The organism is Streptomyces sp. NPDC055078 (genome assembly GCF_053607985.1).
In genome coordinates this window covers 1-16,328 of the sequence record NZ_JBSGUP010000115.1, presented here as the reverse complement: position 1 = coordinate 16,328, position 16,328 = coordinate 1, and the positions used below count along the sequence as shown (strand labels likewise).

Below are 16,328 nucleotides of genomic sequence, written 5' to 3'. Positions count from 1 at the left end.
CTCCGTGGAGCATGCTGTGGGTCGGTGCATGGGAACCCGATCGCTCCGCGATCAACTTCCCTTACACCTTGCCTGGAGATTCCCCTTCAACTAGCTACGTGGCGAAGGAGGTTGGGAAGGCGCCCCGCTCCGCGGTGCGCCTTCGGGCTGGCTACACAGCAGGGGATCCGGTGCTTGAGGACGGTGAAGCGACCCGAGCTCCGTCTCCGGCTAGGGAAGCAGAAAACTCACCACGTTTTTGAAACACGTGGCTCCCCTGTTTGTGCCGACGTCTAACCGGAATCCGTTCTCGCGACGCCGGGTGGTTGGCGAAAGAGCGGCGGCTTGGAGCGGAGATCGGTAGCGTCGTTCGCCCCTTGAGTCAACGCTATTTGATTACCTCTCAGAATCACTGCTGCGAGGCCGTGTTCGGTGTCGGGGTGGGCTTGTTGTCTCTGAAGCTGACGAGCTGTCGTGGCTACGGCAGCTTCTGTGCGGGCTTTTGACTACTGCTCACCGGCGGACACTGCCCGTCATCTGGCAGTGATCCCCTGAAACGACCGGCCGCTTCGCGGTCTGCGTCCGGCCGGGTCTGGCTGGAGGCCGCCTCAGCGCGCAGCGGCGCGGCCTCCAGGATGGCTGAGCGATCGGTATCCGCCCGGCGTTTGGGGTGGGCTCGGGCAGCGTTGGGGCGGACACAGATCTGATTCCCGATGAAGGTCGAGCTTCGGCTCCGGGCCCTTCCGTCTTTGCTTGCGACAGGCTCGGCGAACTACTCCCCCGGCCGGGTTCGTACGGGGCCTGGCTGCTACTTCGGTGTTCGGAAGGTCCAGGCTGCCTGGAGGATCTGGGCCATCAAGTCATCGCGCTTCTGGGCGAGTTGGTCGGAGCGGGCCTTGGCCTGGGGAGTGCGTGGGTCCTCGCTGGTGTCCTGGTCTGCCAACGGCGTCGCTGGCTCAGGGCGGCAGCGTAGCCGGCTCCTGGGGCCTACCGGGGCACGTCCCATACCGCGTCGGTCCACCACTTGACGGTGTCGTCGGCGGTGGTGGCGTGGTGGTCCCGCCAGACGCGCCAGGCGGTGGCACGCAGGTCAGCGAGGAAGTGCGTGCCGACGGCGGTGGTGTCGCCGCTAGTGATGGTGCCGCCGATGAGGTCGACCAGTGCGCGTTCCTCATCATGGGAGGAGGTGGCAAACAGCATCAGGACGTAATCAGCGAAGTCGTGCGCCCAACGGTCGTGGGCGTCGTCGGCGCCGGCGCCGGTCTCGCGGAACAGGGCTATCACTCCACCCTTGATCTTCTTGTAACCGTAGCCGTCCTCGTTCGGGCGCCACTTCTTCCAGAAGAAGCGCTCTCCGGGCTCGCCAAGGATGCCGATGAGGCGCAGGAGCTGGTCCAGGTCGGGGCAGGGGTGCGGGTATCGGGTCATACCGGGGACGCTAGCGGGATCCGGCCGGCGGCCGCCATCGATGGCGGGGTATTCGCCACGGGGGCGGCGTCAGGCTGTCCTATCCGGGCTCCCTGGGGTGTCTCAGTAGCCGGTGTGGGCGATGGGTGCCGGACAGTCACGCCGGGTTCGCGCCTCCGCCGACCTCACCTGGCCTTGCTTCACCCGACCGAATCACCACGGTGTCCAAGAGGACGACGACATGACCGAAACCGGCGACTGCAGTCGTGCTGCTGGAGGGTCGCAACGCCAGAAAGCCTAGGGCGTTTCGTTTGGATCAGCGGGCGGCCCAGAAGAAGATGCCTGCGAGGTGGAGGCCGTTGGACGTGATGGTTGCGGTCTTGTCATAGCGGGTGGCGAGGCCGTGCCATTGCTAGAGCTCGTTGATGCAGAGTTCAACGGTACTGCGCTGTTTGTATGCCTCGCGGTCGAAGGACGGCGGCCTGCCCCCGCGGCTGCCCATACGAAGCCGGTAACCGCGTTGGTCGGCGGGGACGGGGATGACCGCCTGGATGCCGCGTGTACGCAGATGCTCGCGGATCGTGAGGGAGGAGTACTCCTAATAGGCGTTGAGGGCTGAGAGTTGGATCAGCTCTAGGCAGAGGGCGAGCGAGATGTCTTGCTGTATGCCGCGCTTTGAGTGCTTCGACAAGAGCGACGCGTGCGCGACCCCTGCCGCTTGGGACTCGATCGCCGTAGCGTGCCGGGGTTCGAGCCGTTCCCAGGGCCACCTCTTGATCAGCCGGATTCGTAGAGCTCTTCACGAGAGCGAGGACCCTGAAAACATCTGGGGCCACGGACGGCTGACGGGGTGGTGCGCCGGCGGGCGCACGATCGTGGAGTCCACCGCGACAGCCCAGTTTAGGTCCTCATCGGCATCGCTGAGCGGTGACCAGATATCTGTGCGGGCGATCCGGTGCGGCTGCGATAATGAGAGCAGCAGATGCGGCCGCAGGAGCAGCAGACGTACCCGGCCCGCCTGACAGGAACGTGCGATCTGGGGGACCGTGCCGAAGAAACGCAACGCCGCCCAGCGCATCGGGGCGATTGGAGAGGACCGGTTCCGGCTCTCCTGCCAGGAGAACTTCATCATCCCCAACAAGGTCGAACACGACTTCGGGTTCGACTTCCTGTGCCAGCCGGACCTGGCTGCGGCCTTCGGCCGGACCGGACCGGTATCCGGAGTTTTCGTCGGCTTCAGCGTCCGCGCGACGGATCGGGACGACGGGCGGATCAGACTGAACCAGGCGGATGCCGAGTGCCTGCTGGCGGCCCAGTTCCCGACCGGTCTCGCCCTGGTGAAGCTGAACGGGCCGAAGTCCGCGGCCGTCTATTTCCGGATGATGGATGCCGCCTTCATCGTGGAGCTGTCCCACTTTCTGGCGTCCGCCAAGAAGTCCAAGCACTTTACCCCCAAGGACATGCGGCCGGTGGCGGAGATCCGGGACGCGATCGGGGAGGTCAGCGCCCCCGGCTACCTTGAGCAGGTGCGTGCCGACGCTGCCCGGAAGATTGCCGAACCGATCACCGGACCTGTCCAGATCCAGATCCACCGCGATGCCGACAGCCAGGCAACCCTCATCACATCCCTGGACCTGTACGCGTGGTTCGAGCGAGGAACACCCGCTGAGCAGGAGGCGCTCTACCTGGCCACCTTCGGTGAGCCGGTACGCCGTGACCAGAGGATGCGCGAACTCGCGCTGAGCGGCAAGGTCATGGGGGGCCTGGCGCACCTGCCCCAGCCGTATGTGCTGGCCGGTTTCGTCATGGATCATCCCACCAGGGTGTGCGTCCAAACCACTCCCGTGTCCGCGGAACTGCCGGTGCTGCGTACTGCCAACGACCACCACTTCGGTTACATCTACCCTGCGGGCTTCGCCCTGACCGTTTCTGCCCGGGTCGAGAAGGACGGTCAGTACGTGCACTTGATGCGGGCGCTCGCCGACCCGGACAGCGACGCTCTCCTTAACGATCATCCGGTCCTGCTTGACTTCCTCACCACCTGCCACCCCGAGTCGGTCTTCTCTTTCGACAACGGCGACGGACCACCTCTCGATGTGACGTACTTCGAGAACTTGGGCGATCTGGCCCAGTGCGCGGCGGCCTATCGCGATGCCCAAAGCCTGGACGGCTGGGACGCGGTATCTGTGATGGTCAAAGACATGGCTAGCCCGGAATCCCGGAACTCCCTGATTTTCCTCGGCTCGGCAGCCGACCAGCAGACCCAGCCGATTCCCCGGGGACTCCTCTTGGCGGCGCCGGAGGTGAAGGAAGAGGACTGCGACACCGTGTCCGGGACCATTGACGTCCCGGTTGTCTGCAACCTGGCCCACTCCAGCCTCGTCGCCTGGTTCTCCGGCCACGGATCCGTGCTGTTCCATGATGGTGATCTGTGCGGATTCAAGGTGCCCGCCTTCCGGTTGGACACCGTCGAGGTGCTTCCCCGGGTGCCGAGTCGGTCCCTGTTCCCACGAATCCTGCTCGGGCCGCGGACGCTGATCTGTGACGAAGGACGTTGGCAGGAGAGCAACGCCGACACAGGGCAATGGGCAGACGACGTTCGCCTTCGTTTCCGGCTGGACTAGTGACCTGAGTCAGAGATTCGGTGGCAGTAGGCAGCGACTTTGTCGAGGATCTCGTCGGCGGTCTTGGTCCAGATGAAGGGTCTGGGGTGGTTGTTCCAGTCGGTCAGCCAGGCGCGGATGTCGCGTTCGAGGGCCTGGACGGAGCGGTGGACGCCGCGCTTGAGCTTCTTCTACGTGAGCTCGGCGAACCACCGCTCCACCAGGTTCAGCCACGACGCACTGGTCGATGTGAAGTGCAGGTGGAACCGCGGGTGGGCCAGCAGCCACTTCTTGATGTCCGGTGTCTTGTGGGTGGCGTAGTTGTCGAGGATCAGGTGGACCTGGAGACCGGCCGGGACTTCCCTGTCGAGCCTGGCCAGGAACTTCTTGAACTCGGCGGCCCGGTGACGGCGGTGGAGAGAGCCGATGACCTTCCCGGTGGCGACCTCAAAGGCGGCGAAGAGAGTGGTCGTGCCGGCGCGGATGCAGTCGTGACTGCGGCGTTCAGGGACCCCGGGCATCATCGGCAGGACCGGCTGGGACCGGTCCAGAGCCCGGATGGAGGATTTCTCGTCCACACAGAGGACCAGGGCCTTCTCCGGCGGATCGAGATACAGGCCCACGACATCGCGGACCTTGTCGATGAACAGCGGATCCGTGGACAGCTTGAAGGTCTGCGACCGGTGCGGTGCCAGGGCGAACGCCCGCCAGATCCTTGAGACCGTCAACTGCGACATCCCCGTGGCCGCGGCCATCCACCGTGTCGACCAGTGCGTCGCGTTCTTCGGCTTCTCTTCGAGCGTCCTGACGATGACCCGCTCGACATCCGCGTCCGTAATCTTTCGCGGGACACCCGCCCGCGGCTCGTCGCCCAGCCCGTCGAGGCCATGCTCCAGGAACCGCCGCCGCCACGTGCGGACCGTGTCCGCAGCGATCCGCAGCCGGCGCGACACCTCCATGACCGAGTGCCCGTCCGCGCACTCCAGCACGATCCGCGACCGCTGAGCCAACGCCTGGGCCGTCGTACGCCGACGCACCCAGCCCTCCAGCACAGCCCGCTGGGCATCGGTCAACGACAACGGCGGAATCTTCGGCCCAGGACGACCCATGCCGACCGAACTAACGACAAACCTCCGACTCAGGTCACTAGAGCGTTTCGTTTAGATCATCGGATCGTTGGTCCGGCTGTGTCCAAGGTGGTGACGAAGGACCCCGGCGACGAACCGGACTGGTCGGCCCTGGACAGGTCTGGCACTGGCGTACGCGCGCAGCGGCGCGCCCGTCAGACCGAAGCCCAGGCTCCGATGGCCAGTTGAGATCGAGCACCCCGGGAGCCGTCAGGCGGCCGCTCGTACGATGTGGAAGGTTGAGTCTCGGCCTCGTGCCCTACCGTCCTTGCTGATGGCAGACTCCGCGAACCGCTCCCCCCGCCAGGTCCGTACGGGCCCTTTTCGGGCCGGGTGCCGTTACTCCGGTGCTGGGGCGGTCCAGGCTGCCTGGAGGATCTGGGCCATCAAGTCATTGTGATCCTGTGCGAGTTGGCCGGCGTCGCGTCTGCTGCGGGTCTTGCACAGCCACGGGCCGATCATGATGCGTTCACCGTCGATCTCGATCCATTCCCGTGCACCGGGCGGGCGGTTCCAGTGCTCGACGAAGAACCGGAGGATCTGCGCGTTCTGCTCGAAGGAACGACGGCGCCGCTTCGCCGCGGGCGGGCCCGTCGGCCTTGCAGGGGGCAGCGGAGTGGCGGGGGTCAGTTGCAGGCGGGCGAGGAGAGCTTGCTGGGCGGGGACGAGGCGGTCCCAGGCGGAGAGCTGGCGGTGCAGCCAGCCTCCCACCTTCACCTCGTCGATCACCGTGTCGCGGTGCAGCGCGGCCGGGCTGTGGCCAGCTTCGATGTGGCGTCGCAGGAGGTGGTATTTGCGATGCCAGTCGGGGCCGTGCGGGAGGGTCCAGTCGGGGTCGAGTGCGGCGAGCTGGGCGTGGCGGTCGGGGTCGAGGCGGTTGTCGCGGGCGAGGGTGCGCTGGATGCCGAGGAAGCGGCCGCCGGGTTGGTGGTCGGGGATGGCGAGGTGGCCGTGTTCGGTGTGGAAGGCGGTGACAGTGGTGAGGTTGCCCTGCCAGGCGGCTTCGTGGTCGTCCCAGATCATAGCGAGTGCGTCGAGTTCGGCGATCCAGTCCTCGGTGAGGAGGCCTTGTCTGCGGGCGGTGCGCTGGCCGGTGATGAAGGCGCCGAGCCGGTAGCCGTAGGTGTCTTCATAGTCGGCGGGCACGCGCAGGTGGCGGTGTTCGGCGTGGAAGCGGGTCGCGGCCGCCAGGCCCGCACGGCGGGGGGCGGAGAGCGCGGCAGCGTCGGCGGGCCAGGCGATCAGGTCCATGGCCCGGGCGATGCTGTTGGGGTCAAGGGTGAAGTCGAAACGGAAACGGCGGGCCAGGAGCGTGCGGGTGCCCTGCTCCAGGCGGCGTTTGGCGGTGGTGCGGGGGGCGCGGGCGGCGATGGTCTGGTCGTGGTGGCGCAGGGCTGCGGTGACGAGCCAGAGGGCTTCGTAGGGGGTGCCGAGGAGGTCGGTGGGGTCAGCGCCGTGGGGGATGTAGGCGGGGATGACGAGGCTGGCGGTCTTCGTGGTCTGGGTGGGGGGTTTGCGCAGGGCGCGGCCCAGGGCCTGGACGATGCGGCGGACGCTGGCGGTGCGGTCGGCGAAGACGACCGCGTCGACGGCCGGCAGGTCGATGCCCTCCCCCAGTACTTGGGAGTTGGTCAGCACGGCCCGTTCGGCGGTGGCGAAGTCGGTGAGGATGTCGTGGCGCTGGCCGGGGGTGTGGGTGCCGTTGATTGACTGGACCACCAGGTCGCTCGTCCAGGTGGGGCGTTGGTCTTTGGCGGTGGTGCGCAGGGTGTGGGGGAACTGGCGGGCGAAGTCGGTGGCGTCGGCGACCTGTTGGAAGTACACGATCACGTGGTGGAGGTCGTGCTCGGTCATCGCTTTGAGGACGGCCAGGTGCAGCGCGGTGGTGCGGCGCGCGGTCGGGCCGAAGCCGGCGTGCACGTCGGGGGTGGCCAGTACGGTGCGCAGCTGGGTGTCGGTGATCGTGGGGACGACCAGCTGGTAGTCGGCGAGAACTCCGTCCTCGATGGCATCCGCGTGGCTGTAGGTGTGCAGGCGGGGGCCGAAGATTTTGGTGTCTGCCATGGAGGCGACGAGGGCTGGGGTGTCCCAGGCGGGGGCGGTCGCGGTGGTACGTCTGGGCTGGGGGCGGGTGGTGGGTGCTTCGGTCAGGCGGGGCGGGTCCCATTCGTAGGGGGTGGCGGTGAGGTAGAGGCGGCGGTCGGCTCGGATGCGGGTGTGGTCGTGCAGGACGGTCCAGTCCTTGTCCCAGCTTCCCGCGGTGCGGTGCGCCTCGTCCACGATCACGAGGTCGAAGGTCGGGGCGGGCGCGCGGGTGTGTTGGGTCTGTTCGATCTTCGGGAGGGAGTCGAGCGTGACGAAGACGGTGGCGTGCTCGTGCCGGGCCAGCCAAGTCGCCAGGAACTCCGGGTTGCTGGTGCTGTGGACAGCGGCTCCGGCCAGGACGGGGTGCCTGGCCGCGGCCAGGGACGAGATGGCCATCATCGGTTCCCGGCGTCCGTCGTTGCGGGCTGTCTGAGCCCACTGGGAGATGAGGTCCAGGCTCGGCACGGCGATGAGCAGGTGCCGGGCATCAAGGGCCTCGGCGGTCCGCAGCGCGGTGAGTGTCTTGCCTGTGCCGCAGGCCGAGACCGCGTGTCCGCGGGTCCGCGCGCGTGCGAGGTGACGTGCCGCGCTGTCGACCGCCCGTTGTTGGTCCGGGCGCAGTGAGAGCCGGGCAGGGCGGGCCTGGGAGGCAGTGACAGCCGAGATTTCGGCGAGGGGCTCGTTGGGGGAAGACATGGGGCAGGGTCCTCAGTGCGCGAGGGAACGGCGGCCGGTGAGATCCATTGTGTCGCGTGTCCGTCGCTGAATGGCGTTGCGGAGGCCCGTGGTGGCGGGCGTGGGTCGTGTCGTGTCGTGTCGTGCAACCTTAGGGGATGTCGTGGGGCTGGTCTGGAGGCTAGGCGAACAAGGCTTCCACCAGGACTGCTTGGAGCATTCCTTCTGCTAGGGCGGCCGTGACTTCGGCTGCGGAGGGATCTCCGGTGAGGCCGGTGCACAGGACCGCGCAGGACTCTTTTTGAACCATCTTCCACAGCGCGTCGGACAGAATGGTGGCTGGGACGCGGATGGTCGGCGTCTCTCTAAGGGTGGGGCCCTCGTAGTAGATGCCTCTGAAGGTGCGGTCCCGAGTGGCGAAGACCGCCTTCCATTTCTGGTGGGCGTCGGGGATGGTCTCTCCCTGCCAGGGCGGCCAGGTGAAGCGGCTTCGATCGACGTCGGTCTCGTCCGAGTGGGGGGAGGCCGGGTCGGTGACGGTGCTCAACACGATCACGATCACGTCGGTGCCCAGAGTGAATTCGTTGATGAGTTCAGTCAGGCGGTTGACCTGTACCTGTGAGGTGGGGAGCGTGACGTGGGTGAGGCCGATGTTGAAGGAAGGCAGTGTTAGACGACACTCAAGATGCCTATGTGGGCGGTGGGTTGAGGGCATGCTGTGTGCCGACGGATTCGGACGCATGCCTGTGGGATTGGTGAGTTCTTCGGCGGCGGCACCTTGCCGATAAGGAGGCATGCGAAGGCCCTCCCGAAGATCTCTTGGCCGAGTCCGGGAGGGCCGTGACGCGCTTGGAGGCGCCGGTGCTCACGGTAGAGGCGGACGTGGCCAGGGTCGAGACCAGGTTGCTGGCGGGCGAGATCGAGTGTCCGGATTGCGGGGGTGTGCTCGCGCCGTGGGGATGGGCGAGACACCGGGTGCTGCGGGATGCGCAGGGTCTCGTGAGGGTGTGTCCGCGGCGGGCTCGCTGTTCGGGCTGCGGGGGTTCGCATGTGCTCCTTCCGGTGTTCGTGCTGGTCAGGCGGGTGGATCTGGCGGACGTGATAGGGACCGCGCTGGCCTGGAAGGCGTCCGGGGTGGGAGCCAGGTCCATCGCCGCCCGGCTGGCTCGGCCGGTGGACACCGTTCGCGGCTGGCTGCGGCGGTTCGAACGAAGGGCTGAGCACGTTCGCGTGTACTTCACCGTGCTGCTGGTCGATACCGGTGTTGATCCCATCCCGCCGGCGCTGGCGGCGACGCCGTTCGCGCAGGCGGTCTCGGCGGTGATCGGAGCCTGGAAGGCCGCGGTCTCGCGCTGGCCGGACATCGGCGAGGTGTCGCCGTGGCAGCTGGCTGCGGCAACCAGTCGGGGACGGTTGCTGTCGCCGAGATGGCCGTGATCGTCGATCAACACCAACTGCCTCTGATCTTCACTGGGTTGTTCCTGACAGTCTCGGCGGGCCCATGCCCGTGACGAGACGTCAGGAAGCTGGAGGTGACGAAGAACAACGACGACGAGGGCACCCGCACCGAGCGGGCCAGACGCATCGGCCTGTTCCGCTACATGCTGATCCGCGAGGCCGCGGACCCGAGCCTGACCAGGCGCCAACGAGGTGCTCTGGTCCGCAAGCTGGCCCAGCAGGAGCACATCGACGCCGACGGCCGGCCGGTGAGGATCAGCCGCTGGACCCTGGACCGCTGGATACTCGAGTGGCGCCAGGGCGGATTCGACGCACTCGTGCCTTCCCCGCGCCAGTCCCAGCCCCGCACCCCGCCCGAGGTGGTCGAACTGGCCATGGCGCTCAAGAAGGAGAACCCCGACCGCACGGCCGCCCAGGTCAGAAGGATTCTGCGGGCCCAGTTGGGGTGGGCTCCGGACGAGCGGACGCTGCAGCGGATGTTCCACAAGACGGGCCTGGTCGCGCTGAAGGCGGACAAGCCCGCGGGTGCATTCGGACGGTTCGAGGCCGACCGGCCCAACGAACTCTGGGTCGGGGACGCACTGCACGGGCCACGGATCGACGGCCGCAAGACGTACTTGTTCGCCTTCCTGGACGACCACAGCCGGGCGGTGGTCGGGCACCGCTGGGGCTTCATGGAGGACACCGTCCGCCTGGCCGCCGCCCTGCGTCCGGCGCTGTCCGCGCGGGGCGTCCCTCAGTACATCTACGTCGACAACGGGAGCGCCTTCGTCGATTCGTGGCTGCTTCGGGCGTGCGCGAAACTCGGCATCAAGCTGGTGCACTCCGCCCCGGGGCGCCCGGAAGGCAGAGGCAAAATCGAACGGTTCTTCAGAACGGTGAACGGGGAATTCACCGTCGAGATCGCATCCGACAAGGGCGAGGTCGGCCGCGAGATCAAGGACCTCGCGGAGATGAACCGCCTGTTCACCGCCTGGGTCGAGAACATCTACCACCGCCGGGTGCACTCCGAGACGAAGCAGGAACCGCTGCAGCGGTGGATGGCCGGCGCCCCCTTCCCCATCCCGCAGCCCGCGGATCTCGCCGAAGCATTCCGCTGGTCCGAGCCCCGCCGCGTCGCCAAGACCGCCACCGTCTCGCTGCACGGCAACCGCTACCAGGTCGAACCCGAACTGGTCGGCCACAAGGTCGAGCTGGTCTTCGACCCCTTCGACCTGACCTTCCTGCGAGTCCGCCTGGACGGCCAGGACGCGGGCACCGCGACGCCGTTCCAGATCGAACGGCACTCCCATCCCATGGCCCGGCCCGAAGTCCCCGCCGAGGAGCCGAAGGTGACCACCGGCATCGACTACCTCCACCTGGTCGACAACGCGCACTCCAACCACCTCGGACAGAAGATCAACTATGCGGCGCTGGCCGATCCGCCTACCGAGGCCGTCGATCTGACTGACACCGCCGCCGAGGGCTGAGCCGATGGCAAAGCCCCTGGCCACAGGCGACTGGGCGGTGTTCCTGAAAGAGCTGCACGGCTTCTTCGAAGCCTGCGGCGACGACGTGGACGAGGCACTGGCCGCCCACGTCGGCTTCGACACCGCCGCCGACTGGATCACCGCCGCTCTGGAGCTGGCCACCGAACACCTGAAGTCCTCACCTGCGAACTGACCGGAGAACAGACGTGATTGAGAAACTGCAGGCCCACTACGGGTTCGAGCGCATGCCGTTCGGCCGCAACCTCGCGCCGGGCATGCTGCACCGGCACGACTCCCACAACCAGGCCGTCGCCCGGATCTCCTGGTGCATCGCCGAACGCTCCATCGGCGTGGTCACCGGCGAGGTCGGCGCCGGCAAGACCGTCTCCGTCCGCACCTGCCTGGACACCCTCGACCCGTCGAAATACAGCGTCGTCTACATCCCCAACCCGATGATCGGGGTCCGCGGCATCCACGAAGTGATCGTGAACACCTTCGGCCAGACCCCCTCCCACCTGGGCTCGCGGCTGACCGTCCAGACCGGCAAGGTCCTGCTGGCCGAGCGCGAGGAACGCGGACGCACCCCCGTTCTCGTCATCGACGAGGCCCACCTGATGTCCTACGAACAGCTGGAATCCATCCGCATGCTCACCAACCAGGGCATGGACCAGGACTCCCCGCTGTCCTGCCTGCTGGTGGGCCAGCCCACCCTCAGACGCACCATGAAACTCGCCGTCCTGGCCGCCCTGGAACAGCGCACCGCCCTGCGCTACACGATGCCGGGCATGACTTCCACCGAGACCACCAGCTACGTCGCCCACCACCTGAAGATCGCTGGACGTCCAGACCAGCTGTTCAACGAGGACGCCCTCACGCTGATCCACACGACCTCGCGCGGCTACCCGCGGGCGGTCAACAACCTGTCCCTGCAGGCCCTGGTCGCCGCCTTCGCCACCGGCAAGAACCTCGTCGACGAGGCCGCCGCCCGCGCTGCCGTGAGCGAGGTGGTCGGCGACTGAGAACTCATCTCGTCCGGCCGGGAATCGGCAGCCGGGTTTGCGGACTGGCCACCGGTTTTGCAGGCTTCGCTCCGGGTGCGCACGGTCGCGGGTGCGCATGCTCGGATGTGGCGCGGATGCCAGCAGGAAGGAAGGCCAACCATGATCCTCCCGAAGGTCAGAGACCCTCGCTTCATAACGATCCGCCGCGGTGGGACCCTCACTGATTCGGATCATCATCTCCTCGCCCTCTGGGCGGCAGCTTGCGCGGAGCACGTCCTCGACCTCTTCGAGTCGGCTCAGCCTGAGGACCCACGGCCGCGCCAGGCGATCGAGCATGCCCGCGCCTGGGTCCGTGGCGAGGTCAAGATGATGCAGGCCCGCGCGGCGGGCGGCCATGCCATGGGCGCCGCTCGAGACCTGTGTGGCGCAGCACGGCATGCCGCCTACGCCGCCGGCCAGGCCGCAGTCGTCGCACACGTCGCCGCGCACGAGCTCGGAGCGGCTGCCTATGCGATCAAGGCCGCACGCGCTGCCGCGCCACAAGACAAGAGTGAGGCCGCGGGACGACTCGAGTGCCAGTGGCAGCGCGACCAGCTCCCGGAGGGGATTCGCGAGCTCGTACTTGACGACCAGCGATTGCGCAACGACATCTGCTGGTCGGTGTTCGACTGCTGAGGCTGATCCACCGGCACCTTGCCGAAGAAAACGACACCTCACCGACGACGCCCCGCCGGAACACCAACCGGCGGGGCGTCGCCGTCAGAGCTCGTCGGCATAGTGAACGCCGCCCGCATCGGCATTTTCAACGCCGGGCAACAAAGGCAGCCGGCCGGGTGAGCGGGGCGGTGTCGTCATGATGCCGGAGTACTCCTGTGGTCTGCTGGTGCGCACGGTGGTTCAGGTTGTGCTGTGCCGGTGGCGTGAGGTCCAGCGCATGTCGAGGGCTTCCAGGGCGTCCAGTTGTTCCCGGGAGAGGGTTTGCGGGGCACGCCGTTTTTCGGCGAGCCACCTTCCCAGACCGAATTCGGGGCCGTCTTCGCAGGTGTAGTTATAGGGAACGTCCAGGTGATGGTGGCGGCGACGGTAGGCGTAGGCGGCCTGCAGTCCTCGGGCGAAGGCCCGTTGGGAGGCGCTGCGGGGACGGCGCAGCAGGAGGGCTAGGGGGTGCTCGATGGGGAGGTCGCCCAGGAGGTGGTGCTGGTAGGGCTCGAGTCGGGTGAGGTTGTCGATCTGCTTGGCCAGCCAGTGAGTGAGCGGCGCTGTGGTGCCGGTGAGTTGGTGCGGGTCGGGGAAGATCAGGGTGTTGTCGCGCGCGGCCGTGTGGGCGCGGGCGTAGGTGCGTTTCCAATCGGCTTCGCCTTTGGCGTTCCACCAGGGGTAGATCTCGTTCAGGGCCCGTTGGTAGCAGTAGGGCAGGCGGCGGGTGATGACCTCCTTTCGGCGGTCGGCGAGCCAGCGGCCCAGGTGCAGGCCTTGGTGGTGTTCGGCCCACCGGGGTGCGAGGTGTCCGTGGCGGGTGACGTAGTCGCGGGCGATGAGGAGTTTGCGCTCGATGCTGTGCGGGGGGTGTTCCCAGATCATGTCGAGCGTGTCCAGTGCTGCGATGCGTTCGGGCAGGAGCAGGCCGCTCTTGCGCATGGAGCGCTGTACTCCGGTCCACCAGCCGAGGTGGAAACGGCCGTGGAGGTGGAGGCTGGGGACGTCAAGGTGGCCGTGTTGGGTGTGGAAGTTGGTGGCGACTTCGAAGGCGGCCTCCCATACGCGGTTGGGGGCCATGACGTCGTTCAGATCAAGGACGGGGATGATCTCGTCGGCGCGCTCCGGGGGCGGGGCGATCCGGGGTCCGGCGGGGTCGGTCGAGTACCGGAAGTGGTCGACGAGGTGGAAGGTGTGCTCGTCGTAGACGTCGAGGTCGATGAGGACCCGGTAGATCAGGTGGAAGGCGGTCTTCTTGACGGCCTCTGCGAGGGTTTCGCCAGGGGCCATGTAGATGGGGATGACGATGGTGGAGATCTTGCCGTCGCCGGGGGTCTGGCGCAGAGCGCGTCCGATGGACTGGATGATGTCGATGGTGCTGGTCTTGGGATGGGCGATGAGCAGGGAGTCGATGGCGGGGATGTCGACGCCTTCGGAGCAGCAGCGGCAGTTAGTGAGGACGGCCCGGCGCGGCGGCTGCTGTGAGGTGGGGGTGTTGAGAGGGGTGTCGGCGAAGGCCGTGTAGTTCTTGTGGCGTTCGAAGGGGCTCTGCCGGGAGCTGACGGTGCCGACCTGCAGGGGGGTGCGGTAGGCCGGGGGCATGAGGGCTGCGGTCTGGTGGAGTGTTTCGGCGCAGACTTCCGCCGCGTCGATGCAGGGGTGGAAGGTCAGGGTGCGGCGCAGGTCGTAGCGGTGCTGGGCGACCAGCAGGGCGACTTGGGCGGCTGCAGCACGCAGTGCTTCGCCGCTCCAGGTGTTCGCGGGGAGCCGGTTCAGCAGGCCGCGCAGGTCTTCGTCTCTGATGATGACGCCGGCGATGCGGTAGTCGGCGAGGAGTCCCTCGTCGATCGCTTCTCTCAGGGAGATGCGGTAGACGACGGGTCCGTAGATGCTCAGGTCCTGCATGGAGGCGATGACGGTGTCGGTGCTGATGCCTTTGGCGCGGGCTTTCTTCGCGTCGAAGACGCGGGGCGTCGCGGTCATGTAGAGGCGGTGGCGGGCGGGCAGCTTGTCGTCGTGGTGGATGCGGGCCCAGGGTTTGTCGTAGTCGCCGGCGGTGCGGTGGGCTTCGTCGGCGACCACGACGTCCCAGCGGGGCAGCTGGAAGTCGCGGTGGGCTTCGACGACCTTGTCCAGGGAGTCGTAGGTGCAGAACACGTTGAGCGGTCCATGAGTGTCGGCTGCCTGCCAGGCCAGTTCGTCGCCGGTATGGACCATGGTGAGGACACCGGCCAGGTCCGGGTCCGCTGGGTTATCCGAGGAACAGACGCCGAGGTAGCGGCCGAGGCGTCCTTCGCGGTGCCATACCGCGGCGGTCTGCTCGAGCAGCCGCAGGGAGGGCACGACCACCAGGGAGACCCCTTCGGGCGCGGTCTCCTGGACGGCGTGCAGGGCCACCAGGGTCTTTCCGGTGCCGGTGGCCATGATGACGGTGACGCGGCGGTAGCCCTCGATGAAGCTGCTCACGCAGGCGTCCGCGGCGCTCTGCTGGCGCCCGCGCAGGCGGGTCTTCAGACGAGGGGCCGGGGCGGGGGTGGTCGTGTCCGGGCGGATGCGTGTCGTCGTGACCATGCCCCTCCCCCGGTAACGGCGTGCACAAGCATGCGGTTCTCAGGGTGGAAGGGGTGTGCGGGGCTGCGGCGAGACGTTCGTCTGGGTTCACCCGAACGAGTGCTGGGTCCTTGACCGCCCTCTGCAAGCGGGTCACGGTGGGCATGGTGGCAGCTTCGGCGGAGGGCATCTGTGCTGGACGATCCCGGCCTGTACGGGCCTCGCAGGGCGCTGCCACTGCATGCGTGGTCGGTGGCGGGTGAGTCGACGGGGTCGTTCGTGAACCGGCTCGCGCACGCCAACGGTCTGAGCCTGGCTGATTTCCTCGACCGGGTCGGGCAGGGCGAGGCATCCGTGGATCCCGAGCGGGTGGAGAAGTACCCGCAGTGCACTGAGATGTACGTGAACGAGGCGGGGCTGCGCTTTCTGGCTGTCCTGGCTGACCGGTCGCCTGGTCTCCTGCAGCAGGATCTGCCCAGTCTGGGCGCGGAGTGGCTGCTGGCGGGTGGCCCGGAAGAAGCGGCGGAGTGGAGGTGGCCCTGGGAGCCGTTGGCGGGGCATCTCGTGCGGTACTGCCGGCTGTGCGGTGATGACCTGGGTGTCGGCGAGGCGGTGTGGCTGATGTCGCAGGACAGCTGGCAGGTGTGCCTGCGGCACGGTTACTGGTCGGACGACTCCCGCGGCCGTGGTCCGGACTTCGTGCGGCTGGCCGAACTGCCCGAGACGGTGACGGCGCACGGCGTGCGGCAGCAGTTGGCCGCACGGTGGGGGCCGGCCGGTGAGGAGTTGTTCGCCGATGCCTTCCAGGTCGCGGTGTACTGGTGGACGCGGATGCCGGACACCGTGTGCTGGGTGCAGCGGGCCTGGACGGCTGGGCTGGGTGCGCGGGAGATGCGGGCGGCCCCGCTGGTGATCTACCCGGAGGCGGCGGAGCTCGCGCGGGCCATGCTGGACTTCGAACGGGCGGGGCAGCGGGAAACGGCGGACCGGGCCCGGTGGCTCGCGGGCGTGGAGCAGTTGATGGTCGGGTGGGGGGTGGACGTGGCTGAAGGGCGTCAGGCGTTGCTGGTGTGGCTGGGGCGCCACCGTATGGGGGTGCCCGCTGCGGCCCGTCCGGCGGACGGGTGTCGCCTGATGCTGGCGTCGGGGCACGACCGGATCGCGTCCCGGAGCGGTTCGGTGCGCCAGCGCTCGTGCCTGACCTGGCAGTTGGGCATGACGGCTGCCGACATGTAGGCCACATACGGCTGGCGGGCCCGGAACCGTACGGTTCCGGGC

Annotated in this window: 12 protein-coding genes and 2 pseudogenes; 7 read left to right on the top strand and 7 right to left on the bottom strand. The window is 67.6% G+C overall.

The window, feature by feature from the left end; translation table 11 throughout:
• Positions 1 to 787 precede the first annotated feature (787 nt).
• The 3 genes and pseudogenes from ACWF94_RS12975 to ACWF94_RS12965 all read right to left on the bottom strand — a co-directional run.
• Positions 788 to 922: a hypothetical protein gene (locus ACWF94_RS12975; RefSeq protein WP_453487408.1), complete on the bottom strand. Its 135-nt coding sequence runs from the start codon at positions 920 to 922 to the stop codon at positions 788 to 790.
• A gap of 44 nt (positions 923 to 966) precedes the next feature.
• Complete coding sequence (locus ACWF94_RS12970; protein ID WP_453487407.1) at positions 967 to 1,407, bottom strand: hypothetical protein; 441 nt, start codon at positions 1,405 to 1,407, stop codon at positions 967 to 969.
• A 295-nt stretch (positions 1,408 to 1,702) separates the two neighbouring features.
• Positions 1,703 to 1,981, bottom strand: a pseudogene (locus tag ACWF94_RS12965) (IS5/IS1182 family transposase); the annotation flags it as partial.
• Positions 1,982 to 2,432: 451 nt separating this feature from the next.
• Here ACWF94_RS12965 and ACWF94_RS12960 point away from each other — a divergent pair.
• On the top strand, positions 2,433 to 4,010 hold the full coding sequence (locus ACWF94_RS12960) for a hypothetical protein (protein WP_453487406.1): 1,578 nt from the start codon (positions 2,433 to 2,435) through the stop codon (positions 4,008 to 4,010).
• Here the strand turns inward: ACWF94_RS12960 and ACWF94_RS12955 are convergent.
• The 3 genes and pseudogenes from ACWF94_RS12955 to ACWF94_RS12945 all read right to left on the bottom strand — a co-directional run bounded on the left by ACWF94_RS12955 (position 4,007) and on the right by ACWF94_RS12945 (position 8,672).
• Positions 4,007 to 5,098: pseudogene (locus tag ACWF94_RS12955) on the bottom strand (IS630 family transposase). The gene ACWF94_RS12960 and the pseudogene ACWF94_RS12955 sit on opposite strands and share 4 nt — an antisense overlap.
• 357 nt (positions 5,099 to 5,455) lie before the next feature.
• A complete protein-coding gene (locus ACWF94_RS12950; RefSeq protein WP_453487405.1) occupies positions 5,456 to 7,897 on the bottom strand; it encodes a Helicase associated domain protein in 2,442 nt (813 codons plus the stop codon).
• Between the two features lie 160 nt (positions 7,898 to 8,057).
• Positions 8,058 to 8,672, bottom strand: a complete 615-nt coding sequence (locus ACWF94_RS12945; protein WP_453487404.1) for a hypothetical protein — start codon at positions 8,670 to 8,672, stop codon at positions 8,058 to 8,060.
• Positions 8,673 to 8,938: 266 nt separating this feature from the next.
• Between ACWF94_RS12945 and ACWF94_RS12940 the strand changes: the two genes are divergently transcribed.
• The 5 genes from ACWF94_RS12940 to ACWF94_RS12920 all read left to right on the top strand — a co-directional run bounded on the left by ACWF94_RS12940 (position 8,939) and on the right by ACWF94_RS12920 (position 12,479).
• Positions 8,939 to 9,313, top strand: coding sequence for a hypothetical protein (locus ACWF94_RS12940; RefSeq protein ID WP_389277446.1), 375 nt, complete (start codon positions 8,939 to 8,941; stop codon positions 9,311 to 9,313).
• Positions 9,314 to 9,408: 95 nt separating this feature from the next.
• The gene (locus ACWF94_RS12935) at positions 9,409 to 10,803 is read left to right on the top strand and encodes a DDE-type integrase/transposase/recombinase (RefSeq protein WP_453487403.1); all 1,395 of its coding nucleotides are present in this window, start codon (positions 9,409 to 9,411) and stop codon (positions 10,801 to 10,803) included.
• Between the two features lie 4 nt (positions 10,804 to 10,807).
• Positions 10,808 to 10,996 carry a hypothetical protein gene (locus ACWF94_RS12930; RefSeq protein WP_389277452.1) on the top strand — a complete coding sequence of 63 codons (189 nt, stop codon included), beginning with the start codon at positions 10,808 to 10,810 and terminating at the stop codon, positions 10,994 to 10,996.
• A gap of 13 nt (positions 10,997 to 11,009) precedes the next feature.
• The gene (locus tag ACWF94_RS12925; protein WP_453487402.1) at positions 11,010 to 11,822 is read left to right on the top strand and encodes an ExeA family protein; all 813 of its coding nucleotides are present in this window, start codon (positions 11,010 to 11,012) and stop codon (positions 11,820 to 11,822) included.
• A gap of 141 nt (positions 11,823 to 11,963) precedes the next feature.
• A complete protein-coding gene (locus tag ACWF94_RS12920) occupies positions 11,964 to 12,479 on the top strand; it encodes a putative immunity protein (RefSeq protein WP_453487401.1) in 516 nt (171 codons plus the stop codon).
• A 222-nt stretch (positions 12,480 to 12,701) separates the two neighbouring features.
• Here ACWF94_RS12920 and ACWF94_RS12915 read toward each other — a convergent pair whose 3' ends face one another.
• A complete protein-coding gene (locus ACWF94_RS12915; RefSeq protein ID WP_453487400.1) occupies positions 12,702 to 15,071 on the bottom strand; it encodes a Helicase associated domain protein in 2,370 nt (789 codons plus the stop codon).
• Positions 15,072 to 15,242: 171 nt separating this feature from the next.
• On the opposite strand from ACWF94_RS12915, the gene ACWF94_RS12910 reads away from it, so the two are divergent.
• Positions 15,243 to 16,286: a TniQ family protein gene (locus ACWF94_RS12910; RefSeq protein WP_453487399.1), complete on the top strand. Its 1,044-nt coding sequence runs from the start codon at positions 15,243 to 15,245 to the stop codon at positions 16,284 to 16,286.
• The last annotated feature ends 42 nt before the right edge of the window (positions 16,287 to 16,328 follow it).